General features: G+C 60.0%; 28 protein-coding genes, 2 tRNA genes and 1 pseudogene. 18 read left to right on the top strand and 13 right to left on the bottom strand.

Going from position 1 to position 23326, the window contains the following annotated elements; all coding sequences use genetic code 11:
* From modC to csrA, 3 genes are all read left to right on the top strand, one after another.
* Nucleotides 1–1092 carry a molybdenum ABC transporter ATP-binding protein gene (modC, locus tag ACK59Z_RS07685; RefSeq protein WP_108190504.1) on the top strand — a complete coding sequence of 364 codons (1092 nt, stop codon included), beginning with the start codon at nucleotides 1–3 and terminating at the stop codon, nucleotides 1090–1092.
* Between the two features lie 57 nt (nucleotides 1093–1149).
* Nucleotides 1150–2172 carry a DNA topoisomerase IB gene (locus tag ACK59Z_RS07680; RefSeq protein ID WP_409292732.1) on the top strand — a complete coding sequence of 341 codons (1023 nt, stop codon included), beginning with the start codon at nucleotides 1150–1152 and terminating at the stop codon, nucleotides 2170–2172.
* Between the two features lie 253 nt (nucleotides 2173–2425).
* Nucleotides 2426–2623, top strand: coding sequence for a carbon storage regulator CsrA (gene csrA, locus ACK59Z_RS07675; RefSeq protein WP_003250926.1), 198 nt, complete (start codon nucleotides 2426–2428; stop codon nucleotides 2621–2623).
* 38 nt (nucleotides 2624–2661) lie between these two features.
* Here csrA and ACK59Z_RS07670 read toward each other — a convergent pair whose 3' ends face one another.
* From ACK59Z_RS07670 to ACK59Z_RS07660, 3 genes are read right to left on the bottom strand one after another with little or no spacing between them, the layout of a single operon-like run.
* Complete coding sequence (locus ACK59Z_RS07670) at nucleotides 2662–3015, bottom strand: response regulator (RefSeq protein WP_003250927.1); 354 nt, start codon at nucleotides 3013–3015, stop codon at nucleotides 2662–2664.
* Nucleotides 3016–3026: 11 nt separating this feature from the next.
* Nucleotides 3027–4472 (bottom strand): ATPase domain-containing protein, encoded by a 1446-nt coding sequence (locus ACK59Z_RS07665; RefSeq protein WP_409292730.1) that lies wholly within the window; start codon nucleotides 4470–4472, stop codon nucleotides 3027–3029.
* A 5-nt stretch (nucleotides 4473–4477) separates the two neighbouring features.
* A complete protein-coding gene (locus tag ACK59Z_RS07660) occupies nucleotides 4478–5638 on the bottom strand; it encodes a nitrogen regulation protein NR(II) (RefSeq protein ID WP_004576582.1) in 1161 nt (386 codons plus the stop codon).
* Nucleotides 5639–6105: 467 nt separating this feature from the next.
* Between ACK59Z_RS07660 and ACK59Z_RS07655 the strand changes: the two genes are divergently transcribed.
* Together ACK59Z_RS07655 and ACK59Z_RS07650 are read left to right on the top strand one after the other, a co-directional pair.
* Nucleotides 6106–6190 (top strand) — tRNA-Leu (locus tag ACK59Z_RS07655).
* A gap of 104 nt (nucleotides 6191–6294) precedes the next feature.
* On the top strand, nucleotides 6295–6708 hold the full coding sequence (locus tag ACK59Z_RS07650; protein ID WP_003250931.1) for a DoxX family protein: 414 nt from the start codon (nucleotides 6295–6297) through the stop codon (nucleotides 6706–6708).
* 1 nt (nucleotide 6709) lies between these two features.
* Here ACK59Z_RS07650 and ACK59Z_RS07645 read toward each other — a convergent pair whose 3' ends face one another.
* Complete coding sequence (locus ACK59Z_RS07645; protein ID WP_003250932.1) at nucleotides 6710–6904, bottom strand: hypothetical protein; 195 nt, start codon at nucleotides 6902–6904, stop codon at nucleotides 6710–6712.
* Between the two features lie 434 nt (nucleotides 6905–7338).
* On the opposite strand from ACK59Z_RS07645, the gene adhP reads away from it, so the two are divergent.
* The 3 genes from adhP to ACK59Z_RS07630 all read left to right on the top strand — a co-directional run bounded on the left by adhP (nucleotide 7339) and on the right by ACK59Z_RS07630 (nucleotide 9160).
* A complete protein-coding gene (gene adhP / locus ACK59Z_RS07640) occupies nucleotides 7339–8349 on the top strand; it encodes an alcohol dehydrogenase AdhP (protein ID WP_003250933.1) in 1011 nt (336 codons plus the stop codon).
* Nucleotides 8350–8440: 91 nt separating this feature from the next.
* Complete coding sequence (locus ACK59Z_RS07635; protein ID WP_017148244.1) at nucleotides 8441–8647, top strand: DUF6434 domain-containing protein; 207 nt, start codon at nucleotides 8441–8443, stop codon at nucleotides 8645–8647.
* A gap of 276 nt (nucleotides 8648–8923) precedes the next feature.
* Complete coding sequence (locus ACK59Z_RS07630) at nucleotides 8924–9160, top strand: hypothetical protein (RefSeq protein WP_003250935.1); 237 nt, start codon at nucleotides 8924–8926, stop codon at nucleotides 9158–9160.
* 31 nt (nucleotides 9161–9191) lie between these two features.
* Here ACK59Z_RS07630 and ACK59Z_RS07625 read toward each other — a convergent pair whose 3' ends face one another.
* The gene (locus ACK59Z_RS07625; protein ID WP_003250937.1) at nucleotides 9192–9563 is read right to left on the bottom strand and encodes a MerR family transcriptional regulator; all 372 of its coding nucleotides are present in this window, start codon (nucleotides 9561–9563) and stop codon (nucleotides 9192–9194) included.
* Between the two features lie 72 nt (nucleotides 9564–9635).
* Between ACK59Z_RS07625 and ACK59Z_RS07620 the strand changes: the two genes are divergently transcribed.
* Complete coding sequence (locus ACK59Z_RS07620) at nucleotides 9636–10733, top strand: SDR family oxidoreductase (protein WP_108078240.1); 1098 nt, start codon at nucleotides 9636–9638, stop codon at nucleotides 10731–10733.
* A 126-nt stretch (nucleotides 10734–10859) separates the two neighbouring features.
* Here ACK59Z_RS07620 and ACK59Z_RS07615 read toward each other — a convergent pair whose 3' ends face one another.
* The 4 genes from ACK59Z_RS07615 to ACK59Z_RS07600 all read right to left on the bottom strand — a co-directional run bounded on the left by ACK59Z_RS07615 (nucleotide 10860) and on the right by ACK59Z_RS07600 (nucleotide 14611).
* Nucleotides 10860–11159: a hypothetical protein gene (locus tag ACK59Z_RS07615; RefSeq protein WP_003250941.1), complete on the bottom strand. Its 300-nt coding sequence runs from the start codon at nucleotides 11157–11159 to the stop codon at nucleotides 10860–10862.
* Between the two features lie 179 nt (nucleotides 11160–11338).
* Nucleotides 11339–12460, bottom strand: coding sequence for a P1 family peptidase (locus ACK59Z_RS07610; RefSeq protein WP_049587969.1), 1122 nt, complete (start codon nucleotides 12458–12460; stop codon nucleotides 11339–11341).
* An 85-nt stretch (nucleotides 12461–12545) separates the two neighbouring features.
* The gene (locus ACK59Z_RS07605; protein ID WP_064492608.1) at nucleotides 12546–13655 is read right to left on the bottom strand and encodes a polyamine ABC transporter substrate-binding protein; all 1110 of its coding nucleotides are present in this window, start codon (nucleotides 13653–13655) and stop codon (nucleotides 12546–12548) included.
* A 140-nt stretch (nucleotides 13656–13795) separates the two neighbouring features.
* Nucleotides 13796–14611, bottom strand: a complete 816-nt coding sequence (locus ACK59Z_RS07600) for a carbon-nitrogen hydrolase family protein (protein WP_064492609.1) — start codon at nucleotides 14609–14611, stop codon at nucleotides 13796–13798.
* Between the two features lie 120 nt (nucleotides 14612–14731).
* Here ACK59Z_RS07600 and ACK59Z_RS07595 point away from each other — a divergent pair, with 120 nt between their 5' ends.
* Nucleotides 14732–15529 (top strand): LuxR C-terminal-related transcriptional regulator, encoded by a 798-nt coding sequence (locus ACK59Z_RS07595; RefSeq protein ID WP_064492610.1) that lies wholly within the window; start codon nucleotides 14732–14734, stop codon nucleotides 15527–15529.
* A gap of 183 nt (nucleotides 15530–15712) precedes the next feature.
* A pseudogene (locus ACK59Z_RS07590) lies at nucleotides 15713–15979 on the top strand (integrase); the annotation flags it as partial.
* 98 nt (nucleotides 15980–16077) lie between these two features.
* On the opposite strand, the gene ACK59Z_RS07585 reads toward ACK59Z_RS07590, so the two are convergent.
* A tRNA-Cys gene (locus tag ACK59Z_RS07585) sits at nucleotides 16078–16151 on the bottom strand.
* A gap of 154 nt (nucleotides 16152–16305) precedes the next feature.
* Nucleotides 16306–17325 carry a protease SohB gene (gene sohB, locus ACK59Z_RS07580; RefSeq protein WP_182374881.1) on the bottom strand — a complete coding sequence of 340 codons (1020 nt, stop codon included), beginning with the start codon at nucleotides 17323–17325 and terminating at the stop codon, nucleotides 16306–16308.
* Nucleotides 17326–17522: 197 nt separating this feature from the next.
* On the opposite strand from sohB, the gene ACK59Z_RS07575 reads away from it, so the two are divergent.
* The 4 genes from ACK59Z_RS07575 (at nucleotide 17523) to ACK59Z_RS07560 (ending at nucleotide 20671) form a co-directional block, all read left to right on the top strand.
* Nucleotides 17523–18233 carry a histidine phosphatase family protein gene (locus ACK59Z_RS07575; protein ID WP_003251075.1) on the top strand — a complete coding sequence of 237 codons (711 nt, stop codon included), beginning with the start codon at nucleotides 17523–17525 and terminating at the stop codon, nucleotides 18231–18233.
* A 56-nt stretch (nucleotides 18234–18289) separates the two neighbouring features.
* Nucleotides 18290–18607: an SCP2 sterol-binding domain-containing protein gene (locus ACK59Z_RS07570; RefSeq protein WP_003251077.1), complete on the top strand. Its 318-nt coding sequence runs from the start codon at nucleotides 18290–18292 to the stop codon at nucleotides 18605–18607.
* A gap of 183 nt (nucleotides 18608–18790) precedes the next feature.
* Nucleotides 18791–19867: a phosphotransferase family protein gene (locus ACK59Z_RS07565; RefSeq protein ID WP_409292725.1), complete on the top strand. Its 1077-nt coding sequence runs from the start codon at nucleotides 18791–18793 to the stop codon at nucleotides 19865–19867.
* 36 nt (nucleotides 19868–19903) lie between these two features.
* On the top strand, nucleotides 19904–20671 hold the full coding sequence (locus ACK59Z_RS07560; RefSeq protein WP_108190552.1) for an SDR family oxidoreductase: 768 nt from the start codon (nucleotides 19904–19906) through the stop codon (nucleotides 20669–20671).
* Here ACK59Z_RS07560 and ACK59Z_RS07555 read toward each other — a convergent pair whose 3' ends face one another.
* Together ACK59Z_RS07555 and ACK59Z_RS07550 are read right to left on the bottom strand one after the other, a co-directional pair.
* Entirely contained in the window at nucleotides 20672–21493 is an 822-nt protein-coding gene (locus ACK59Z_RS07555) for a bifunctional 2-polyprenyl-6-hydroxyphenol methylase/3-demethylubiquinol 3-O-methyltransferase UbiG (RefSeq protein ID WP_003251085.1), read from the bottom strand. It abuts the gene before it with no gap.
* Between the two features lie 169 nt (nucleotides 21494–21662).
* Nucleotides 21663–22013, bottom strand: a complete 351-nt coding sequence (locus ACK59Z_RS07550) for a hypothetical protein (protein ID WP_012051882.1) — start codon at nucleotides 22011–22013, stop codon at nucleotides 21663–21665.
* Nucleotides 22014–22130: 117 nt separating this feature from the next.
* Between ACK59Z_RS07550 and ACK59Z_RS07545 the strand changes: the two genes are divergently transcribed.
* The 3 genes from ACK59Z_RS07545 to ACK59Z_RS07535 all read left to right on the top strand — a co-directional run bounded on the left by ACK59Z_RS07545 (nucleotide 22131) and on the right by ACK59Z_RS07535 (nucleotide 23316).
* Complete coding sequence (locus tag ACK59Z_RS07545; RefSeq protein ID WP_019750959.1) at nucleotides 22131–22421, top strand: RcnB family protein; 291 nt, start codon at nucleotides 22131–22133, stop codon at nucleotides 22419–22421.
* A 243-nt stretch (nucleotides 22422–22664) separates the two neighbouring features.
* Nucleotides 22665–22850, top strand: a complete 186-nt coding sequence (locus ACK59Z_RS07540; protein WP_409292722.1) for a hypothetical protein — start codon at nucleotides 22665–22667, stop codon at nucleotides 22848–22850.
* A 73-nt stretch (nucleotides 22851–22923) separates the two neighbouring features.
* Nucleotides 22924–23316, top strand: coding sequence for a glycine zipper domain-containing protein (locus ACK59Z_RS07535; protein WP_003251091.1), 393 nt, complete (start codon nucleotides 22924–22926; stop codon nucleotides 23314–23316).
* Nucleotides 23317–23326 lie beyond the last annotated feature (10 nt).

Raw genomic sequence — 23326 nt, 5'->3', positions numbered from 1 at the left:
ATGAGCGCATCGATTGTGGCGCGCCTGAAACTGGCGCGCGACGACTTCACCCTGGACGTCAACCTGCACCTGCCCGGGCGCGGCATCAGCGCACTGTTCGGCCACTCTGGCTCCGGCAAGACCAGCTGCCTGCGCTGCCTGGCCGGGCTGGAACGGGCCGCCAGCGCCTATATCGAGGTCAACGGCGAAGTCTGGGAAGACAGCACCCGTGGCTACTTCCAGGCACCGCACCTGCGCCCGGTGGGCTACGTGTTCCAGGAAGCCAGCCTGTTCCCGCACCTGTCGGTGCGCGGCAACCTGACGTTCGGCTGGCGCCGAGTAGCGCCCGCTGAACGCAAGGTCAGCCTCGACCAGGCGTGCCAACTGCTGGGTATCGGCCACTTGCTGGAGCGCCGCCCGGCAACCCTGTCGGGTGGCGAGGCGCAGCGGGTAGGTATTGCCCGCGCCCTGCTCAGCAGCCCAAGGCTGTTGTTGATGGACGAGCCGCTGGCAGCCCTCGACGGCCCGCGCAAGCGCGAGATACTGCCCTTCCTGGAGCGCCTGCACGACGAACTGGACATCCCTCTGATATATGTCAGCCACGCCCAGGATGAAGTCGCGCGGCTGGCCGACCACCTGGTGTTGCTGGAACAAGGCCGGGCGATCGCCAGCGGCCCGATCGGCGAAACCCTGGCTCGCCTTGACCTGTCGCTGGCCCAGGGCGACGACGCCGGCGTCGTGTTCGAAGGTAGGGTGGTTGGGCACGACCCGCATTACGGCCTGCTGGACCTGCGCCTGCCCGGCAGCAGCGGGCCGCTGTTGCGCATCACCCACGCGGCGCAGGTGATGGGCAGTACCCTGCGCGTCAAGGTGCAGGCCCGGGATGTCAGCCTGGCACTGGCGGCGGACAGCGCATCGAGCATCCTCAACCGCCTGCCGGTGCGTGTGCGCGAGAGCTGCCCGGCGGCCAACCCGGCGCATGTGCTGGTCAGCCTGGATGCTGGCGGCAATGCCCTGCTTGCACGCATCACCCGCTTTTCGGCAGACCAGCTCGGTTTGCACACGGGGCAGATACTGTTCGCCCAGATCAAGTCGGTGGCCCTTTTGGGTTGAGCATCCTTAGCGCGCGTATTGTCCATTGATCAGTGACCTGATCGAGGCCCGCCGCCCATGCCTGACTGCCCCCTGCCGCGCACCCTGCACTACGTTGACGACAGTCAGCCGGGCCTGACCCGTCGGCGCTGGCGCGACCGTTTCATCTACCTGGATGCCGATGGCCAACGGGTACGCGACAGCGAAACCCTTGCGCGCATCGCCGCATTGGTGATCCCCCCTGCCTACACGGATGTGTGGATCTGCGCCGATCCGCAAGGCCACCTGCAAGCCACCGGCCGCGATGCCCGTGGCCGCAAGCAGTACCGCTACCACGCACAGTGGCGCGAACTGCGCGACCAGCACAAATACGGGCGCATGCTTGCGTTCGCCCAAGCCCTGCCAAAGCTGCGCACACAGCTGGAAGCCCACCTGGCGCGGCCAGGGCTGGACCGGGAAAAGGTCATGGCACTGGTGGTGAGCCTGCTGGATCACACCCTGATCCGCATTGGCAACCAGCGCTACCTGCGCGATAACCGGTCGTACGGGTTGACCACCCTGCGCAATCGCCATGTGCAGGTCAAAGGCAGCACTATCCGCTTCCAGTTCCGCGGCAAGCGCGGCGTCGAGCACAATGTCACCCTCAACGACCGGCGCTTGGCCAACCTGCTCAAACGCTGCTTGGAACTGCCTGGGCAGGCGCTGTTTCAATACCTGGATGAAGATGGCCAGCGCCATAGTGTCGGCTCCAGCGAGGTCAATCAGTTTCTGCAGCAACTGACCGGCGCCGACTTCACCGCCAAGGATTATCGCACCTGGGCCGGCAGCAGCCTGGCATTGAACCTGCTGAAGCCCTTGGCCTGGGAGCCGGAAAGTGAAGCCAAACGCCAGGTGGCCGCGATAGTCCGCCAGGTGGCCACACGCCTGGGCAATACACCGGCCGTGTGCCGGCGCTGTTACATCCACCCGGCAGTCCTGGAGCACTATGCCTTGGGGCGCCTGGCCAATTTACCGAAAAACCGTGTGCGCAAAGGCCTGGACCCGGAGGAAGTAGCCTTGCTGTTGTTTCTTCAGGCACTCGAGGAACAGGAGGACCATTGAGCTTGTCTATTCAGCCCATGATGCGAAGAAATTTCCCATTAGCCGCCAACCCCCCTATTCTTGCCAGCGAGCGCCTTGGCCGACAAACCGTTGACGGTTTGATTTGGCACCTGCAACTGAAGACACGCAACAGAATTTGTCTGTCGGGGAATTACTATCCGCCGAAAGCGTCTTTAATGAGAAGGAAGAGGGACAAGCTCCCGCCGCAGCGGCAACTAGCCCTGCGGACTTTTACATCACCAAGGAGAATTACATGCTGATACTCACCCGTAAGGTTGGCGAAAGCATCGTCATCAACGATGACATCAAAGTCACCATTCTGGGCGTCAAAGGGATGCAGGTGAGAATCGGTATCGATGCACCGAAAGATGTTCAGGTCCATCGAGAAGAGATCTTCAAACGCATCCAGGCCGGCAACCCGGCTCCGGAGAAACACGAAGACTCACACTAGCGCCACCCGAGGGGCATGGATGCGCTCGACCGCCAGCCTCAGGTGCCCATCAACTGATGCACCGTGGCGATCATCTCATCCATGTCGAACGGTTTGTCGAATATTGCGGCAAACAGGGCCGGGCATCCTTGGCTGGCCTGTGCGCCGCTCATCAGGATGACCGGCAACTCGCTTAACGCCGGGTCCTGGCGTATGGCACGTGCCAACTCCTCACCGTTGAGTAGCGGCATCATGTAGTCGGTAATCACCAGCTGCACGCGTTTTTCCTTCAATGCCTCCAGTGCTTTGCAGCCATTGCTCGCCTTTTCCACCACGAAACCTTCGTCCTCCAGGGCAAACCCGAGGATATCGGCGATCAGGTACTCGTCATCGACAATCAGGATGGTGTTCATCGGCTCGTCCGTCACCCGCTCCCCTGCGGCGTCGGCGTTCCCGAAAGCACACCGCAGGCACCTTCGAATGCCTTGCGCAAGGTAATGCCTTGCGGCCCGATCATCAGCTCGTGCAAGGCCGGGTCATGGTGGCTGTCACGCACCTTGAGGACCGACAGCATGCGCCGCAGTTGCGAGTCCAGTTCGACAAAGCGCATCAGCATAAGGTTGTCGACGATACTCGACAGGTCCGGCGCGGGGGCGCTGATTTCCGCGCCGAAAATGTCGCGCATCTCCCAGGTCAGGACCACGCTGACATCGCGCGCGCGCAACTCACCCGCCAGCGCGCGGAAAAACGCATTCAGCCGCGTCGGGTCAATAGCCAGGCGGCTGAATGCGCCAAGGCTGTCGATCACCACGCGCTTGCTGCCCTGCGCCGCTACACGCTCCAGTAGCCGCGCGCCAACCTGGTCCAGCAAGCCCTCGGTGGTCGGCTGCCAGCACAGCTGCAAGCTACCGCCCTGCTCCATCGCGGCAAAATCGTAGCCGAGCGAAGCGGCCTTGCTGCGCAGGCGTTCGGGCGTTTCGTAAAAACCGAAATGCAACCCCGGCGCCTGCGGCGTGCTGGCACCCAGAAAGGCCAGGCCCAATGACGTCTTGCCAATCCCCGAAGGCCCCATCAACAGGCTGACTGACCCGGTGGCCAAGCCACCACCAAGCATTTCATCGAAGGTGGGTACACCGCTGCTGATACGCGCCAAGGTACCGCTGCCCAACTGGCTAGGGTGGCTGAACAACGCTTCCAGGCGAGGATAGACCTGCATGCCGGACTCATCGATAAGGCATTCGTGACGCCCCGACAACGCACCACTGCCGCGGGTCTTGCGCAACTGGACGTGGCGCACGGCGCGGCTGCCCACCAGTTGCTCACCCAGTTCGATCACGCCATCGACCATGGTGTGTTCCGGGCTGCCCTCGTCCAGCCGGGCACTGGTCAGCAACAGTACGGTGCAACCGGCGAAGGCCGCATGCCCCTGCAGCTCAGAAACGAACTTCTTGGTGTCCAGCGCGGTTTCCGCGCGTACCCGGGCATTGAGCACACCGTCGACGATCAGCAGGCTGGCCTGTTGCCGGGCAATTTCCTGGCGCAGCAAGCGCACCACCGCATCCAGCCCGTCCTGCTCGAGGGTATCAAAGGCGCTGACGAACTGGATCTTGTCACCGACCAGCGCCGGGTCGAAGAAGTCCAGCGTGGACAGGTACTGGAACAAGCGTTCATGCGACTCGCTCAGCAAGGTGGCCACCAGCACCCGACCACCGCCACGCACGTGGCCGCAGGCCAGCTGATTGGCGAGGATGGTCTTACCGGCCCCCGGCGGCCCCTGGATAATGTAGGAGGCGCCAGCTATCAGGCCACCCTTGAGCAACGCGTCGAGCCCGTCGATCCCCGTTACCAGCCGCTTCAGTGCCTGTGCCATGTTGTCTACCTGTCGAGTGGGCTATCCGTCTGGTCCTGATACATTGGCAAGTACAGTCGCATGCAAGTTCCCCGGCCAGGCTCACTGTCGACACAAATGGCACCACCACTTTGCCGGGCGAAACCATAGACCTGGCTAAGCCCCAGGCCGGTACCCTTGCCGAAAGGCTTGGTGGTGAAAAACGGCTCGAAGATACGCGGCAGTATCTCTGTGGGTATGCCTGCGCCGGTGTCTTCCACCTCGAAGCGCACGAAGCTGCCCTTCAGCCCTTCAACTTCGCCGAACAGCTCGACCACATCGACAGTCAGGCTGATGCGGCCATGCCCGTCGATGGCATCACGGGCATTGAACAACAGGTTGAGCAACACCATCTGCAGTTGCCCGGCATCCACCTCGATCCGCGGCAGGTCCGGTTGCAGCAATACGTTCAAGTCAATCGAGCCTGGCAATGCATGCTCAAGCAGGCCACGCGTAGCGTTAACCAAGTCTGCCGGGGCAACGCTGGCCACATCGAGCTTGCGGTGACGGGCAAAGCTGAGCAGTTGCTGGGTCAGTTCGGTGCCACGCTGGCTGGCATCGAGGATGTGCTGCAACATGCGCTGGGTGCGTGCCGGGTCCTGGGTGGCCAGCGCCAGGCGCGCGGAGCTGATGATGATGGTCAACATGTTGTTGAAGTCGTGCGCCAGACCACCGGTCAACTGGCCGAGGGCTTCAAGCTTCTGCGCCTGGAACAGCTGGGCGCGCACTGCGTCGAGCTGCAGCGCCGACTCGCGACGGTCAGTGATATCGCGTGTGACTTTGGCCAGGCCAATGATCTGGCCATTTTCATCACGGATCACATCCAGTGCCGCCAGGGCCCAGAACTGCGAACCATCCTTGCGCACCCGCCAGCCTTCGTCCTGCGCCACACCCTGCTCCAGCGCCTGACGCAGCAGGCACTCGGGGCGGCCCTGCGCACAATCCTGTGGGGTGAAGAACAACGAAAAATGCTTGCCGATCACTTCATCCCTACGGTAACCCTTGATCCGTTGCGCGCCTGCGTTCCAAGACACCACATGGCCGGAAGGATCGAGCATGTAGATGGCATAATCCACCACCGACTGAACCAGCTGTTCATAACGATGGGCGGGCATGAGGGAAGCGTCGAGGCAGTCGGCTGAAACCATGCAAACTCCACTGGCACAGCAGGAGGGAGAAAATGAACGTAGCCTGGAGTGTCTGCCAGTAGACAGCTGAACGACTACAGGCTGTCAGCGTTCCGGCTCGGCCAGCGCCGGGCTGATGCGCCGCGGCATGGCCTCTTTCAGCAATCACAGGCTGAGCCGCATGATCATACCACCGCCGGCAGAGGCCAACACGAGCACCTGCGCGAACAACAGCCGCCAGAATAACCGTGGACGCACCACACCTTCGCCAACTCGGCCCCAAGTCATTGCGGAACACGCTTGGATCCAATCGTGGCCAACAGTGGCGTAACGACAGCAAGGTGTCAATTGCCCGTTCGATCGCCTCTTCTATCTGTTGATCATAGGTGCTGCAGTTGACTCAACTATAACAATGGGTTATAAAGCGCGCTTGATTGCGAAGCCCTTCTGCTTAGAAGCGAGCTGGTCGTTGCGACCCCTTCAAACGTGCGAGTGTGGTGGAATTGGTATACACAGCAGACTTAAAATCTGTCGGCGTGAGCCTTGCGGGTTCGAGTCCCGCCACTCGCACCAAACTTCGTTGAAAAGGCGCCCCTGCGGCGCCTTTTTGCTGCCTGACAGCAATGTCTGGCGCAGCTGCTAAAGTGGAGCTTGTCCCCGTCCACTGGAACGCCGCCATGCGCTACTCCCTGTTCGATGGTCAACGCGACATCATTATCCTGATCGCCCGCGTACTGCTGATGGTCCTCTTCGTCTTGTCTGGCTGGGCCAAGCTGACCGGCTTCGATGGCACGGTAGGCTACATGACCTCGCTCGGCGCCCCTGCCCCGATGCTGGCAGCAGGGATTGCCGTCATCATGGAGTTCGTCGTCGCAATCCTGTTGATCCTCGGTTTCTACACGCGGCCGCTGGCCTTTCTATTCGCGCTGTTCGTACTGGGCACGGCGCTGCTGGGCCACCCGTTCTGGAACATGGTCGACCCCGAGCGCAGCGCCAACATGACTCAGTTTCTGAAAAACCTCAGCATCATGGGCGGCCTGCTGTTGCTGGCGGTAAGCGGGCCCGGGCGGTTCTCAGTGGATGGTCGCTGAGTCAGTCGTCGCAGTCGTCGAACCAGGCTGGGTGATCGCGCTCTTCATCATCGAGGTCATCCAGCGTCTCCTCGTCTTCCTCCACTTCATCCTCGGCGCCTTGGGCATCTGCCTCGGGCTCCACGTCGTCGTAGAGAAATTCGTGGTCAAGCAGGTGATCGTGCTCGGGTTCGTGCAGGTCGTCTTCGTCGCGCATGCTGGCTCCTGGGATAATGGCAGGCCTGTATAGGCTGATCAGGATGCTGGGTCAATGCGTTGTCGCTTAATCCTGGGTTAACCGGCCCGGCGCAACCTGCAGGCTCTCCCTTCAAACGTCTTTCGCCCGCCTTTATGGCGGGCTTTTTTATGGCCCTGCGTACTTCGGTGCAGATGATGACACCCCCGTGACCTGACCTTCACGAAATGCCGACATCCGAATGAGCACACTGACCCTGCTCCGTACGTTCTTGCAGCCCGCCGCATCATTGCCGCGGGCTTTTCTTTGTTCCGCAAATGCCAGTCAGGCATCCGTCGGTATTTTGCGCAAGCGCCCACCATGACCATGACCTGAAGCAGTTTTGCCTGGCCAGGCAAGGTCTATGCTGTCCCAGCGATAACCCAAGCTCATATCGGATAGACACGGAGGCTCTCATGAAAGCTGCTGTCGTTGCACCAGGCCGTCGCGTGGACGTGGTAGAGAAAACCCTGCGCCCTCTCGAGCACGGCGAAGCGCTACTGAAGATGCAGTGCTGCGGTGTGTGCCACACCGACCTGCACGTGAAAAATGGCGACTTTGGTGACAAGACCGGTGTAGTACTGGGCCACGAAGGTATTGGCGTGGTTCAGGAAGTTGGCCCGGGCGTCACCTCGCTCAAGCCAGGCGACCGTGCCAGCGTTGCCTGGTTCTACCAGGGTTGCGGACATTGCGAATACTGCAACAGCGGCAACGAGACCCTGTGCCGCGACGTGAAGAATTCCGGTTACACCGTGGACGGCGGCATGGCCGAGGCCTGCATCGTCAAGGCCGACTACTCGGTTAAAGTGCCCGACGGCCTCGACTCCGCTGCCGCCAGCAGCATCACCTGCGCCGGCGTCACGACCTACAAGGCAGTGAAGATCTCCAACGTCCGCCCCGGCCAATGGGTCGCCATCTACGGTCTCGGCGGCCTGGGCAACCTGGCCCTGCAATATGCCAAGAATGTGTTCAACGCCAAAGTCATCGCCATCGACGTCAACGAAGAGCAACTGCGCTTCGCCAGCGAGATGGGCGCGGACCTGGTCGTCAACCCGCTCAACGAAGATGCCGCGAAGGTCATCCAGGCCAAAACCGGCGGTGCACATGCTGCCGTCGTTACTGCTGTGGCCAAAGGCGCGTTCAACTCGGCTGTCGATGCCTTGCGCGCTGGCGGGCGACTGGTGGCCGTCGGGCTTCCGTCGGAGTCCATGGACCTGAATATTCCCCGTCTGGTGCTTGATGGGATCGAAGTGGTGGGCTCGCTGGTAGGTACACGCCAGGACCTGCAGGAAGCCTTCCAGTTTGCCGCTGAAGGCAAAGTGGTGCCCAAGGTAACGCTGCGACCGATCGAGGATATCAACCAGATCTTTGACGAGATGCTGGAGGGCAAGATCAAAGGCCGGATGGTGATACAGTTCGAAGGCTGACAGTCCGAGCCAGGTCGTGTGGAACCACAGCAAAGCCCGTAGATGACCCTCTACGGGCTTTTTGCCTTCTCAATTGTCAAAGGAACAGACCATGACCGTAGACTGGCACGCCGGGCCGATCACCCGTACGACTCCATTGGACAAGCATTACCGCAACACGCAGAAGGTTCGTCAGTTTCTGCTCAGCGAGTGCGGCGCGGCATTCAAGTTCGACCGAGGATTCATGCTTTGGATCAAGAGTGGCACCCCATCAACCATGGGTGACGTCGCGGACGAATGGCTACGGAGGTGTGGTTGACGCTCTGTATCTGACGGCTGCAGGCAGGCCTTGGCTGCAGCCGTTGCTTTCAGCATCTTGTCCAACGATTCAACCATGCTGGAATAATCCATTTCCTGACTCCCTCGATGGTGGAATTGGCTTGAGTTCAACCCTAGACTGCGAACATTTCAATATTTGAAGAGGAAACCTGGAATTATCACTCATCCTTCATGCTGAAGACCGGCGCCCGCGAGGTGTGGTTCAAGAAAAGTGCTCAACCTGCAAGGGCGAGCCTGTGCATATGAGGAGATCGGTATGTCCATTCGAAGCTTGGCGAAGAACCTGCCGCCAGACCCTTCGCGGGAAGGCTGGGTCATCGGATGGGGGGTCCTGAGAGACCGACATCCATGGCATTTTGTCGACGTTTATGCCGACCAGAAAACGGCCATGGCAGAGGCGCAGCGCAGAGGAGACGGCTACGTGGTGGAATTCGGCTCGCACCGCTTGGGGACGCATGAATTTATCTGCGGTGTCACCTTACCTGAAGGCTGACGCTCGATCGAAAAGGGTCATGGACAGGACTTCAAGGCATTATCTGCCCGTTGGCAATAGCACTGGCTTCAAGCTTGGCGCGCTCCGCGTCCAGAAAAACATAAGCGGCCTGTAGCGTGGTGATCTTCGTTTGAATCTCGGCCATCTTGGCGGCGACCAAGACGGCGCCTTGCGCGCAATCGATCGTGTTTCCCCGCCTGGCCACAAGAATGTCCCTAATCTCAGCAAGTGAAAAGCCCCCGCCCTGGGCGCTCTGTATGAAGGCCAAGTCAGCTACGGTCTGTTCACTGTAACTGCGATAGTTGTTGGCTTGTCGGTGTGGCTCGATAAGCCCGAGCTGTTCGTAATAGCGCAATGCATGGCGGCTGAGCCCACTCCGGCGCTCCAACTCTCCAATATTCACGTTAAAAACCCTTGACTGTAGAGCAGGCTCTACACCTTAGCCTGCGCCCATTATCCAAACAAGGGTTCAAACATGAGTGTGGAATGCTTTGTCACCGGCGGCAGCGGCTTTGTGGGGCAACATTTGCTGGCCGCTCTTACTGCGCAAGGGCACAAGACCTGGGTGCTGATGCGCAGCCCCGGTAACATCGAACGCCTCAAGGAGCAGGTAGGCCAACTGGGGGGTAACCCGGAGTATCTCCATGCCGTTGAAGGCGATATCAGCCAGGAGGGGCTTGGCCTCAGCGAAGCAGACAAAGAACGCGTCACTTCGGCCGCTGTATTTTTCCATCTCGCGGCGGCATTTTCCTGGGGGCTGACACCGGAGCGCGCCCGCACAGTCAATGTCCAAGGTGCTCTGAGCGTGGCCAGGCTTGCGGCCAGCCAGCGCATCCGATTGCTCATGGTAGGCGGCTTCATGCTGCAAAACCTCAACCACCTTGCCCGTATCGGGGTTGATATTCAGTGCCCTGAAAACACAAACTGGCCCGCGGTCTACGCCCGTGTAGGCGGCTACGAAGGCAGCAAACTCGAGTCCCATTTTGCAGTCATCCGCTATATGCAAGACGCGGATGCGGATTACACGATTGTTCACCCTGCTACGGTGTGCGGCCACAGCGAGAACGGGCATATCCTGGACGGACAACCGCTTGCCGAACTCATTCGCAATCTGGCACAAGGCCGGTTCAAAGCTGTTCCCGGTTCCGCCAGTCACTGGTTGCCATTGGTCAGCGTCGATTATCTGGTGAACATGATAACTTGCGTGGCGTTCGACCCCGCCATGGCCAACCGGCAAGTGCTGGCGCTGTATGAGCGAACACCAAACTTGCAGGGAATGCTTGTGCAGATCGCAGACACGCTAAAGGTCAAGGCACCCCGCCGCCATGTACCCATAGGGTTGCTCAGGTCGATATTGACAATTCCGGGACTGGCGACCCGCTTGGCGATCAGCGCCGAGTCATTGAACTTTATTCAGACACAGCGCTTCGACATGGGAAACAGCAGGCAATTGGAGCGCAAGTACGCGTTTACCCATCCCGACATGACGCAGGCCTTGGAAAACACGGTGCGCTATGTCAGCGACTACTTGATGAAAAAGTCCAAAAGAGAAGGCGCTGGCCAGCGAGGATAACGGGCCAGGCCGATGAAGCCTCCCTGCCGGATTGCTGGAAGTCTGGAGACGCAGAGGTTTCATGCACGGTGTCTTCGCTGATGACAATAGGTCGCCGCTTGACCTCCGGCGCTGCGCGCCTGGCCGCTATTTCGAGGCAGCCATAAAGCCTGCAGCAGGCGCACCTTCAGTGGCGACCCGTCGGGCCCGGCCAACGCCCCACGCCAGTGCCCTGGTCATCGACTCGCCAGGGCGAGAATCGAAGGCCTCTTCAAGGATAGCCATGCCACCAGGGGCATACACCCCGATGAACATCTGCGTTTTGCCTGTCCGCGACAGCCGCGTCTGAACGTCAATGTATGTCCCATCGTCGAGTGTCTCGTCGTGAGTTCGGTGATGAAGCGTCGGGTCAGCCCAGGCCCAGAAAACATCACCGCGTATTCTCATGAGACGCTCCTACGACTTTAGTTGTAGTCAGGTGGTTTATTGCCACCATAGCGAACGTGCAGTTTTACGCAAATTCGTCTGACTCATCTGTGAGCTGAATCGGACAATCGGCTATTCAGCAGCCCCGCCAGAGACTCAGCGCTTGTCGTGAAGCTCCGGCGGCCATGCGAAGAGATCAGTTAACCATTCGCCGCTCCCGGCCAGCCGGCTTGATGCAAGGCTTTGAGCAGCGTCTCACAATCCAGTCCCGGTACTGCATGGCCGTTGCCTTCGGCGGTGTCAGCGGCTAGTAAGGCGTTGATGATGGCTTCTTCCACCGCTTCGGTGGCGGCAAGAAACAACTCGCTGATATGGTCGTTGTTGACCATGCTAAGGTTGTCGGTGGTCGGCGCGCGCTTACTTTCGTAAGCTGCCGGCGGCACATGATTACCGGTGGAGAAGGCGATGAAAATGTCACCGCTGTGGTCTTCGTTACCACCACCGGTGCGGGCGAGACCGATGCTGGCGCGTTGTGCCAGGCGCGTACATTGGTGTGGCAGCAACGGCGCATCGGTGGCCAGGCAAACGACTATCGAACCCATGCCCGGGTGCGGCAGCGAAGCCTTAAGGAACGGGGAGTCAGCCTGTTCCATGTAGCGTCCCACCGGATAGCCGTCGACGCGCAGTTCGTTACGGATGCCGTGGTTCGCCTGGACAATGGCGCCAACAGTCCAACTGCCCTGAGTGCTACTCAGGCGCCGCGATGCAGTGCCGATACCGCCCTTGAATTCGTGGCAGATCATGCCGCTGCCACCACCGACCGCGCCCTCGATAACTGGCCCAATTACAGCATTACTCAGGGCTTCGGCCACATGCTCGTGCTTCACATGAAAACCGTTGATGTCGTTGAGCAGCCCGTCATAGGTCTCCAGCACCACCGGCATGTTCCAGTAGATACGGCCGTCATCCGGTTGTTGTTCACGGTCCAGCACAATCAGTGCATCGCGCACCACACCCAGGCTGTGGGTGTTGGTGAAGGCGATGGGACTGGTCAAAAGACCCGCTTCGCGAATCCACTCCAGACCGGTTGCGTCGCCGTTGCCGTTCAACACATGGACGCCGGCAAAGCACGGTTGCTGGCTGGTGGAACCGACACGCGGCTCGATGATTGTTACCCCAGTCAGGATGTCGCGGCCGTTGGCGGTGCGTCCTCGCACATTGCTGTGACCGACCCGAACGCCCGGCACATCGGTGATGGCGTTGAGGGGACCGGGTTGCAGTTGGCCGAACTGAATATTCAGGTCACGGGCACGTGGCTTCATCGTGTCTTTCATGATCTCTCGCTCTTGTTTTGGTTTGTTTCATGACTGGGGTTTGGTCAATCATCAGCAGAACCGGGTCTGCCAATTAATTGCCGGTCTTGACTGTGTTCCACGCACGGGTCCGAATGCGCTCCAGCTTCAGCGGCAGTGGCTCCAGGGGGAAAAGCGTGGACAGCACATCCTTGGACGGATATACCCCAGGATTGTCGCGGATCTTCTTCTCTACAAGCGCAGTGGCATCCTTGTTCGCGTTCGGATAGCTCAGGTAGTTGGATGACTCAGCAATGACATCGGGGCGCAACATGTAGTTGATGAAGGCCAACCCTTGCTCCGGGTTCGGCGCATCGTTGAGCTGCACCATACTTTCCACCCACACCGGGGCACCTTCGCGTGGAATGCTGTAGACAAGGTTTCGATGGTTGCCAGCCAACTCGGAGGCTTTCTGCGCGTCGGAGACACCGCCCGCCCAGCCCAGCACGACGCAGACGTTGCCATTGGCGAGATCAGAGATGAACTTGGAAGAATCGAAGTAGGCAATATGGGGGCGCAGCTTCAGCAGCAGTTCCTGAGCTTTTTTGTAATCGTCCGGGTTATGGCTGTTGTATGGCAGTCCAAGGTAGTGCAGTGCGATGGGAATAACCTCGCCAGGCGCGTCCAGCATGGCCACACCGCATTGACGGAGTTTGGCTAGATTTTCTTCCTTGAAAATCAAGTCCCAGGAATTGACTGGCGCATCGGGGCCGAGTAGTGACTTAACCTTGTCCGCGTCATAGCCGATGCCAGTGGTCCCCCACAAATAAGGGGCCGCGTAGCTGTTTCCGGGATCATTGCTCTGCAACTTGGCGAGGACGTCGGGATCGAGATGGGACCAGTTGGGTAACTTGGAGCGATCCAGTCTTTTCAGCACGCCGGCTTTGATCAGGTTCGGTAGCAGGTCGGCACTGGCAACCACAACGTCATAACCACTGCGGCCAGCCATCAGTTTGCTTTGCATGACCTCACTGTTGTCGAACACGTCGTACACCGCGCTGACGCCTGCTTCTTTCTGGAAGTCTTTCACCGTGTTCGGGGCAATGTAGTCATACCAGTTGTAGATATGGACACTTGGCTTTTGAGCGTCACCGGCCTCGGCGCAAACCACGCCAAAACTGAACAGAGAGACCAGCGCGAATTGCATGTAACGAATCCGTTTCATGGGGATGCTCCGGAGCGTTAGCGCTGAGTCCAGAGACACGAGCACTGCTCCTGCTAGTTTGTGAATTACTGTTGTGGCAGGGTCGAAACAGGCGTTAAGACGGAACAATCGTTGTGTTGCAGTTGCGCCCCACAACTGATTCAGGGGATCAGGAGTTCACGTCGACTATCATCATGCTCACTCTGCTCGCCGGTCAGGAACAAGCGGCGGTCACTGAGGTAGTCATATTCGTGGCGGGCGGTGCGCAGCAGGCCGAGATCTAATTCCACCACCTGCCGACACTCTGCGCGGCCCGCTTCGAACAGCGTGCGCCCGAAGGGATCGATAGCGGCGCTGCCGCCGGCAAAAACGAGCCCTTCGTCGCCGTCGCCCACCCGATTGACCATCACCGCGAATGCCTGGTTTTCCTGAGCGCGAGCCATGATTGCAGTGCGGTGGACAGGGCCGTAAGGATCCATGTTACCGTTAGTGACCAATATGAGCTCGGCGCCGAGTTGGCCGAGCGCCCGAGCACTTTCCGGAAACTCAATGTCGTAGCAAATCAGGATACCGACACGGATGCCCTTCCACAGTGCGGTGACATAGCGGTCTCCTTGTTGGAACAATCCGCGCTCCGACGGCCAAAGGTGAGTTTTGCGATAACTCAATGCGATCCCTTGCGGGGTGACCAGCAAGGAGGTGTTGTAAACGGTGCCGGAGTCGTTCTCAGCCAGACCAATCACCGCTGAGACGTTTCGTTCGTGTACGGCGCGTTGCACGGCCTGCACACTCGGCCCGTTAACGGGCTCGGCGATTTCGGCGAGCTGTTGGGCGCTGGCAAATCCCATCAGCTGGGTCTCTGGGAAAATCAGCAGATCGGTATCCACGGCGCAGGTAGCGATGGCCTGCAATGTACGTTCCAGGTTATAAGCGGTATCGCCATCGCGACCGGAGAGTTGTACAAGTTCAATCTTCATCGGTGATCCTTTCACGTGTATGTTGGCTCAATCGCCAAACTGAACAGCACCCGCCAGGGCTGAAACGAAGTATGGAGAGCCATAAAACGGAAAGTAATTACTTCGATGGGGTAACCCCGTATGGGTAGAAACGGGAGCATTACACTGCAAGACATGGCCTGGCACCAGGCCATCGGCAGACTAATCGAGGCACTTGACCGCCCTAATTTCTGGCTGGCTCTGGTGCGTCAACTGGATAGATACATTCCGGTAGACAGTTGGGTCGTACTGATATTCAGCAATGGTCGCCCGCAGGTGCTCGCAGAATGCCCAGGCAAGGATGGCGGGCCAGATCCGCTTTTTCAGGACTACCTCAAAGGCCTGTATCTGCTCGACCCCTTTTATCTCGCCAACCGGGAAGCACCGCAGAGCGGTTTGTTTTGGCTAGCCGACGTGGCGCCGGAGTGCTTCGAGCAAACCGACTATTACCAACGCTACTTCCGCCTCAATGTCGTTGCCGACGAAGCACATATCAACGTCCAGCTCGACACGGAGCGCACCCTCAGCCTCTCGCTGGGAAGTGAGTGTCTCTTCAGTGCAGAGCAGACCGCCCTACTCACTCTCATCCAGTCCTGGGTTGCCGCCCTGATGCGTCAGCGCATGGCATTCGAGCGGGAAGCGCTGGAGCAGAACACGTCGTCGGCACCCAGCTGGCAGAGCTGGCTGGACTCTACTGACCAGCAGTTGGATACGCCGCTTTCCGCCCGTGAACTGGAAGTTGGCCGGCTTATGCTTAGCGGCTGCTCGAACAAGGAGATCGCGCGCAAGCTGGCGATTTCCGCAGAGACTGTGAAGGTCCATCGCAAGCACATGTACAGCAAACTCGGCATTAAATCTCAGTCCGAGCTGTTCTCATTATTTTTGAACGCACAGAACTGAACTCGTTTTCTCATGATGGCTTCAAGTTCTAAGACAATCGGCCTCGTTGCGCTCCACAGGCCCGGCGGCGCAACTCAATGTTGGCCAGGCGCCGGGCCTGGTAAGGGCCGCTGACGTAGGAGAACGACAGGGTTTCTGCCGCCTCACCACGCTCAGCAATCACCCAATCACTGATCGAAACCTCGGGGTAAGACCGGTAAGCGACTGAGGATCGTCCTGGAAATGAAAGGAGTGAGGAACAACCTAAGCCTGCTGCTCGATAAGGTCACGCGACACACCAGCCAGCACCTTTCGCCGTTCTTCATCCAGTTCCGCGATATCCGACCGAAGGCCGCATCAGAGATCAACGACCTTAGCGAGGCAAGCGTACTGCCGGGCCACTCGAAAGAGGGAATTACTGAGCATGATTACCGGCGCGTCGGACCTATCGCAAAGCCCTCGAAAGGCTGAAGTTTCAGAACTCCACCCCGAAAGTTTCGGAACTCGTGGCTTTTTTCGACCCTCAAAGAAAAACCCCGCAGACGTTAATCTGCGGGGCTTTCGAATGGTGGAGGCCGAGGTCGGAATCGAACCGGCGTAGACGGATTTGCAATCCGGAGCATAACCACTTTGCTACTCGGCCTCAAAGGTCGGATCTAGCTGCTTGCGCTTTGCTATCTCCTTGAAACGCTGAACCTTTTTCAAAGTTTGCTGCGTTTCGATGGGCGCCATTATGTCTTCATTCTTTTAACCTTGCAACCCCCTGAACGAAAAAAAATTTCAACGGGTTCAAGGTGTTAGCGCAGGCGGCTGAGTTTACTCCACAAGCCCACCACCGTGTTCTCCACGGTACCGCTGGCGGCCATGCCAATCCGCTCCTGCAGGCTCTTGCGTTCGGCATAGTGCAGGTGGAACAGGTTGGCGTTGCGCGCGCGGTCGCTCAGGTACTCGTCACTGGTCTGCAACTCGTCCACCAGCTTGCGGTTCAAGGCGGCCACGCCCAGCCAGACTTCGCCAGTGGCCACTTCATCGATGTGCAACTGCGGACGATAGCGGGATACGAAATCCTTGAACAACTGGTGAGTGATGTCCAGGTCTTCCTGGAACTTCTCCCGGCCCTTCTCGGTGTTTTCGCCAAAGACGGTCAGGGTGCGCTTGTATTCGCCAGCAGTCAGCACTTCGAAGTCGATGTCGTGCTTTTTCAGCAGGCGGTTGACGTTGGGCAACTGCGCCACCACGCCAATAGACCCCAGTACGGCAAATGGGGCACTGACGATCTTCTCGCCGATGCAGGCCATCATGTACCCACCGCTGGCAGCCACCTTGTCAATACACACGGTCAACGGGATGCCCGCCTGGCGAATACGCGCCAGTTGCGACGCAGCCAAGCCGTAACTGTGCACCAGGCCACCGCCGCTTTCCAGGCGCAGTACCACTTCGTCACGCGCGGTGGCGAGCGTCAGCAGCGCGGTGATTTCGTTGCGCAGGCTTTCGGTGGCTGAGGCTTTGATGTCGCCATCGAAGTCCAGTACGAATACCCGGCTCTTGTCCTCGGCCTTGCCCTTCTTCTGCTGTTTTTCCGCCTTGGCCTGCTGCTTGCGCAGGGCCTTGAGCTGAGCCTTGTCGAGCAAGCCGGACTCCAGGCGCTCACGCAGGTCCTTGTAAAAATCGTTCAGCCGGGTGACCTGTAATTGCCCGCCCGATTTGCGCCGACCTTTGCCACGCAGCCCGGCGATCGCCGACAGCACCACCAATATGGCGATGACCAGGGTGGCGGTTTTGGCGAGAAAGCTTGCGTATTCGGCAAGAAACTCCACGTTGACTCCTTAAATACCTGCGCCACTACGGCGCGTCACTGTTGCAAGCATACCGTTGCGTCTGTGGTGCTGCCAGCGGGTGTAAACGCTGGCAACACCTTTCAAACAACCTTTTCAAACGCTTGTATGTTTTTTCGTTGACAGCCCGTGAGCCGCATCCTAACCTCGCAGCAACCTCCAACAGGCCGGAACCTTTCGTGGGCAATCTCTACCTGATTCGACATGGCCAAGCTTCCTTCGGTGCCGATGACTACGACGTCCTCTCGCCCGTGGGCGTGCGCCAGAGCCAGGCCCTGGGTGAGCACCTGGCCCAGTTGGGCGTGCGGCTGGACCGCTGCGTGGCTGGCGACCTGCGCCGCCAGCAGGATACCGCACGGCTGGCGCTGCAGGCGCTGCACGCCAACGGCTGCCCGGTGCCGGCGGTTGAGACCGACGCCGCATTCAATGAGTTCGATGCCGACGGTGTTATCCGCGCCCTGTTGCCCGACTTGCTGCCCGAAGAGCCCGATGCCCTGCATGTGCTGCGCAATGCTGCGCAGCACCGCAGCGAGTTTCAGCGTCTGTTCGCGTTGATGGTGCAACGCTGGCACGATGGCGAGCATGCCGATAATGGCCTGGAAACCTGGCGTTCGTTTACATCCCGCGTACAAGGTGGGCTGCAACGCGTGCTGGATACCGCCGGCAGCGGCGATCATGTTGCTATCTTCACCTCGGGTGGCACCATTGCCGCCCTGCTCCACCTGGTTACCGGTATTACCCCCAGCCAGGCGTTCGCGCTGAACTGGCAGATCATCAACACGTCGCTCAGCCAGCTGAAGTTTCGCGGCCGCGACGTGGCACTGGCCTCCTTCAACAGCCAGGCCCATGTGCAGCTGTTGAGGGCGCCGGAGCTTGTCACTTACCGATAAGCCCGGCTTGTTGTGTCCCTGCGGGGACGTGTAAATCACTCTATAAGGAATGCGCCATGACCTCCGTAGCTGATGCCGTCAAAAAGATGCAAGAGAAATTCAACCCATCCGCTGCCGCCGGCCTGGACCTGGTGTTCGGCTTCAACATCACCGACGAAGACAAGCACTACGCGCTGATCGTCAAGGACGGCACCTGCGACCTGCAGGAAGGCGAAAACCCGGATGCCAACTGCACCCTGGTGATGGACGCCGAAACCCTGAAGGGTATCGTCAGCGGCGAAACCGACGGCATGCAGGCCTTCATGGGCGGCAAGCTGCGGGTTGAGGGCGACATGATGCTGTCGATGAAACTCAGCGAGCTGTTCCCGTCCTGAAGGCTGGGACTACCGGATGATCGAAAAACCGAAGCCTGACGGCTTCGGTTTTTTTTGCCCTGCATTCGGTGCAGTGATCCACCAGCAACACCCTCACCTATTTGGCACATGGGACGATTGTTCCAATCCTGACGGACCATTAAATTACCCAATAGTACTTGCTATCGAGAATAAGGAAGACGCATGACGCTCACCGACCAGTCCACCCAGGTACGCCCCGGCGAAGAACTCGACGCGGCCGTCATCGACCCTTACTTCAAAGCCAATATCCCCGGCCTGCACGGCCTGCACGGCCTGCCGAGCATCAGCCAGTTTCCTGGCGGCGCCTCCAACCTCACCTACCTGGTCAGCTACCCGGGCCGCGACTTCGTGCTGCGCCGCCCCCCCTTCGGTCAAAAGGCCAAGTCGGCCCACGACATGGGCCGCGAGTTCCGCATCCTCAACCAGCTCAACAGCGGCTTCCCCTACTGCCCCAAGGCCTACGCACACTGCACCGACACCGGCCTGATCGGCGGCGAGTTCTATGTGATGGAACGGGTCAAGGGCATCATCCTGCGCTCGGACATCCCGGCCGAACTGAACCTGGACGCCAGCCGGACCGAAGCCCTGTGCAAAAGCTTCATCGACCGCCTGGTCGAGCTGCACCAGGTGGACTACACCGCCTGCGGCCTGGCCGACCTGGGCAAGCCGGAGGGCTACGTGCAGCGCCAGATCGAGGGCTGGACCAGCCGTTATGAAAAAGCCCTGACACCGGATGCGCCACGCTGGGAAACGGTAACCGCCTGGCTGCACGAAAAAATGCCCGCCGACCACCCGCGCCCTAGCATCGTGCACAACGACTACCGGTTCGACAACGTCATCCTGGACGCGGACAACCCCATGCGCATCATCGGTGTGCTGGACTGGGAAATGGCCACCCTGGGCGACCCACTCATGGACCTGGGCAACTGCCTGGCCTACTGGATCGAAGCCGGCGACCCGGCGCCAGTGCAGTTGATGCGCCGCCAGCCGAGCAACGCGCCGGGCATGCTCAGCCGTCGCCAGTTCGTCGATTACTACGCCGAGCGCGCCGGCATCCGCCTGGACAACTTCGATTACTACTATTGCTATGGCCTGTTCCGCCTGGCAGGCATCGTTCAGCAGATCTACTACCGCTACTACCATGGCCAGACCCAGGACAAGCGCTTCGCCCAGTTCATTCACATGAACCGCTTGCTGGAACAAATGACCTTGCAGGTCATTTCCAAGTCCAGCCTCTGAGCACAGCCCACGACGACGGATAACAAGGAAAACAGCATGTCCAAGACCCACCTGTTCGACCTCGACGGCAAGATTGCCTTTGTTTCCGGCGCCAGCCGAGGCATCGGCGAGGCCATCGCCCACTTGCTCGCGCAGCAAGGGGCCCATGTGATCGTTTCCAGCCGCAAGCTTGACGGGTGCCAGCAGGTAGCCGACGCCATCATTGCCGCCGGCGGCAAGGCCACGGCTGTGGCCTGCCACATTGGTGAGCTGGAACAGATTCAGCAGGTGTTCGCTGGCATTCGCGAACAGTTCGGGCGACTGGACGTGCTGGTCAACAACGCCGCCACCAACCCGCAATTCTGCAATGTGCTGGACACCGACCCAGGGGCGTTCCAGAAGACCGTGGACGTGAACATCCGTGGTTACTTCTTCATTTCAGTGGAGGCTGGCAAGCTGATGCGCGAGAACGGCGGCGGCAGCATCATCAACGTGGCGTCGATCAACGGTGTTTCACCTGGGCTGTTCCAAGGCATCTATTCGGTGACCAAGGCGGCGGTCATCAACATGACCAAGGTGTTCGCCAAAGAGTGCGCACCCTTTGGTATTCGCTGCAACGCGCTACTGCCGGGGCTGACCGACACCAAGTTCGCTTCGGCACTGGTGAAGAACGAAGCCATCCTCAACGCCGCCTTGCAACAGATCCCGCTCAAGCGCGTGGCCGACCCCAAGGAAATGGCGGGCGCGGTGCTGTACCTGGCCAGCGATGCCTCCAGCTACACCACCGGCACCACGCTCAATGTCGACGGTGGCTTCCTGTCCTGATCAGGCTTTGACGGCGACCAAGGTGTAACTCAGGGGCAGGCGTGCAGGCTGCTCGCGCAGGCGATATTCGCCGTCTTCGCCCTTGACCATCTGCCCCGGCAGCGCCTCCCAGGGGATGCTCTGGTGCTCGACCAGCGCTGTCAGCTGCAGGCCGTGAGCCAGCAAGGCGGTGATCACTTCACCCAGGCCGTGGTTCCACTCGTGGGTTTCGGTGTGGGTCAGGCGTTGATCGGTTTCGACGTAGGTCTGGTCGGTGTGCCACACCGTCGGCGCTTCGTGCTCGAAATACGGATATTCGAGCTGCAGGCGGTCCTGATGATCTTCGTTGACAGCCATCAGCATCGGGTGCCCGTCGCGCAGGAACAGCCGCCCGCCCGGTTTCAGCAGTGCTGCGACGGTGCGTGCCCATGGCTCGATGCGGGGCAACCAGCAGAGCGCGCCAATACCGGTGTAGACCAGGTCGAACGTACCCGCCGGCAGTACCTTGTCGGCGGCATAGACGTCAGACTCGACATACTGGATGGGCAGCGCGCATCGCTCGGCCAATGCCCGTGCCTCGGCCAGCGAAGCCTTGGAATAATCCAGCCCGCAAACCTTGGCGCCAAGGCGCGCCAGCGACAGGGTGTCGGTGCCGATGTGGCACTGCAAGTGGACCGTATCAAGCCCGTCGATGTCACCGAGCAATGGCAGGTCGAAGCGTACGGTTTCGGACAAGTGCCCGTGTTGCTGGACCAGGCGCTCGACCTCGTAGTCCTTCGAAGCGGCGTGCAACGGGGCACGCTCATCCCAGCTTATACGGTTGAGTTGCAGTGAACGGTCCATGGTGTCGTCCTTGCGTGGAAGCACCTTATGCTAGCCGTCACCCCGCGCCCTGCGACACAACTGACTTGATAAAAATTGTAAAGCCCGCGCGCCTCTGCTGTGGCAACAACTGCCTTGCTCAGTACCCTGAATGCACGGGCCCTTACAGGAGCGGCGATTGCGCCAGCCGTTACAGGCAGGTTGCAGCAGCCGCTCGGCGCTGCAGGGCCACGCCGTCGTTCTGCTTCGCGTAGTAATCCACACGCGTCCCGCCCGACTGCGGGTAAACGTCCACGAACGCTTCGGCCTCACGGGTAAACACGGTGAAACCGCCCTGCTTGCGCGGTTCCAGGTAGCCGCTGGCGTCATCACCGAACACCTTCTCTTCCTGCCAGCTGAACTGGATGCACTGGGCAACCAGCTCTGGCGCCTTGTGCGAGTCGAGCTGCGCAGTCGGCTTGCCGCCACGCGCCGTTTCCATGGTCGCAGAAGCACAACCGGCCAGCATCAGCACCGCAGCCAACGGCAGAATCGCACGCATGTTCCATCCTCGGGGTCGCAAAAAAGAAGGCGACTCTAGCACTGGCAGGCATCCCGAGTGAATTGCCGCGCACTTGCCGCTGTCGCAGATAAAACATGCCATCACGAGGAACGCATCATGAAACTGCACTACCTGCTACTCGCCGCCCTGCCTTGCCTGCCCCTGAGCGTCAGCGCCGCCCCCTCGAGCGAAGAAAGCATCACCGCCCCCGAAACCCACAACCGTGAACTGAACGTCGGCGACAAGGCCCCGGACCAGTACAAACGCGATGACCAGGCCGTCAAGGACTGGAAAGCCAAAGGCCTGCCCGACCCGGAAAAGGAAAGCCACTGGGTGCGCATGGGCAAGCATTACGTGCTGGTGCAGATCACCAATGGCGTGGTGCTGGCGATTCAACCGGCATCCTGATTCGACACGCCCCGGCCAAGGCGCCCCATTGCACAGCACTTCGCCGCCGGCCAAGCATGGCCAGAACGTGTTGATACGCTTGGAACGATCAATGCCGGTCAGCGCCACCGCCCGTTCTTTCAGACGGACGCCTTGGCGCTGATCACTTGAAGCACAATTTTTTTGCCCGCCCAGGAAACCAAATCGATCGGCCCCAGTCTTAAAAGGTGCCCCGTAAACCTATGCGGATCAAGGACCTATATCGTGCTCACGCGTCTTGCAAGCCTTTCTCTGGTTGCTGTTGTTCTGCTGACCACAGGTTGCCATAGCCATCGCTACCATGATGACGACGGCTGGCGTGACCGCGACCGTGACCATCGCCACCACCACCGCCATGACCGCGACGACGATGACGATCGGCAATACCGCGGTGACCGCTACTACCGCTGAAGCGTCCTTTCAGCCCTGACCTGCCGCCCGTTGCGCGGCAACTTATCCTGATGATTCCTTTGAGGTTCGTATCATGCGTCTGACTCTGCCTTCCCTTGCCCTAGGCCTGCTGCTGTGCCAGGGCGCTTTCGCCGGTGACGGTACTGCCGCCATTGGCGGTGGCCTGGGGGGTGTCCTGGGCAACGTTGTTGGTCAACAGCTCGGCGGCAAGACCGGCGCAGCCATCGGTGCCGGCGTTGGCGGCGCAGCCGGCAGCGCTGTCGGTGCGCGCAAAGGCAACCGTACCGAAGCCGCCATCGGCGGTGGCCTGGGCTCGGCCGGCGGCTCGCTGCTGGGCGGCGCAGTAGGCGGCAAGACCGGTTCGACCGTGGGTGCCGGCCTGGGCGGCGCGGCCGGTGGTGCCCTCGGCAACCATCTGGGCGACGACAACCGCGGCAGCAAGAAGCACCACCGCCACCGTCACTGACCCCGTGACC

Source organism: Pseudomonas sp. KCJK9058 (assembly GCF_046230975.1).
Classification (GTDB): Bacteria; Pseudomonadota; Gammaproteobacteria; order Pseudomonadales; family Pseudomonadaceae; genus Aquipseudomonas; species Aquipseudomonas alloputida.
This window is presented reverse-complemented; position numbering and strand designations above follow the sequence as displayed.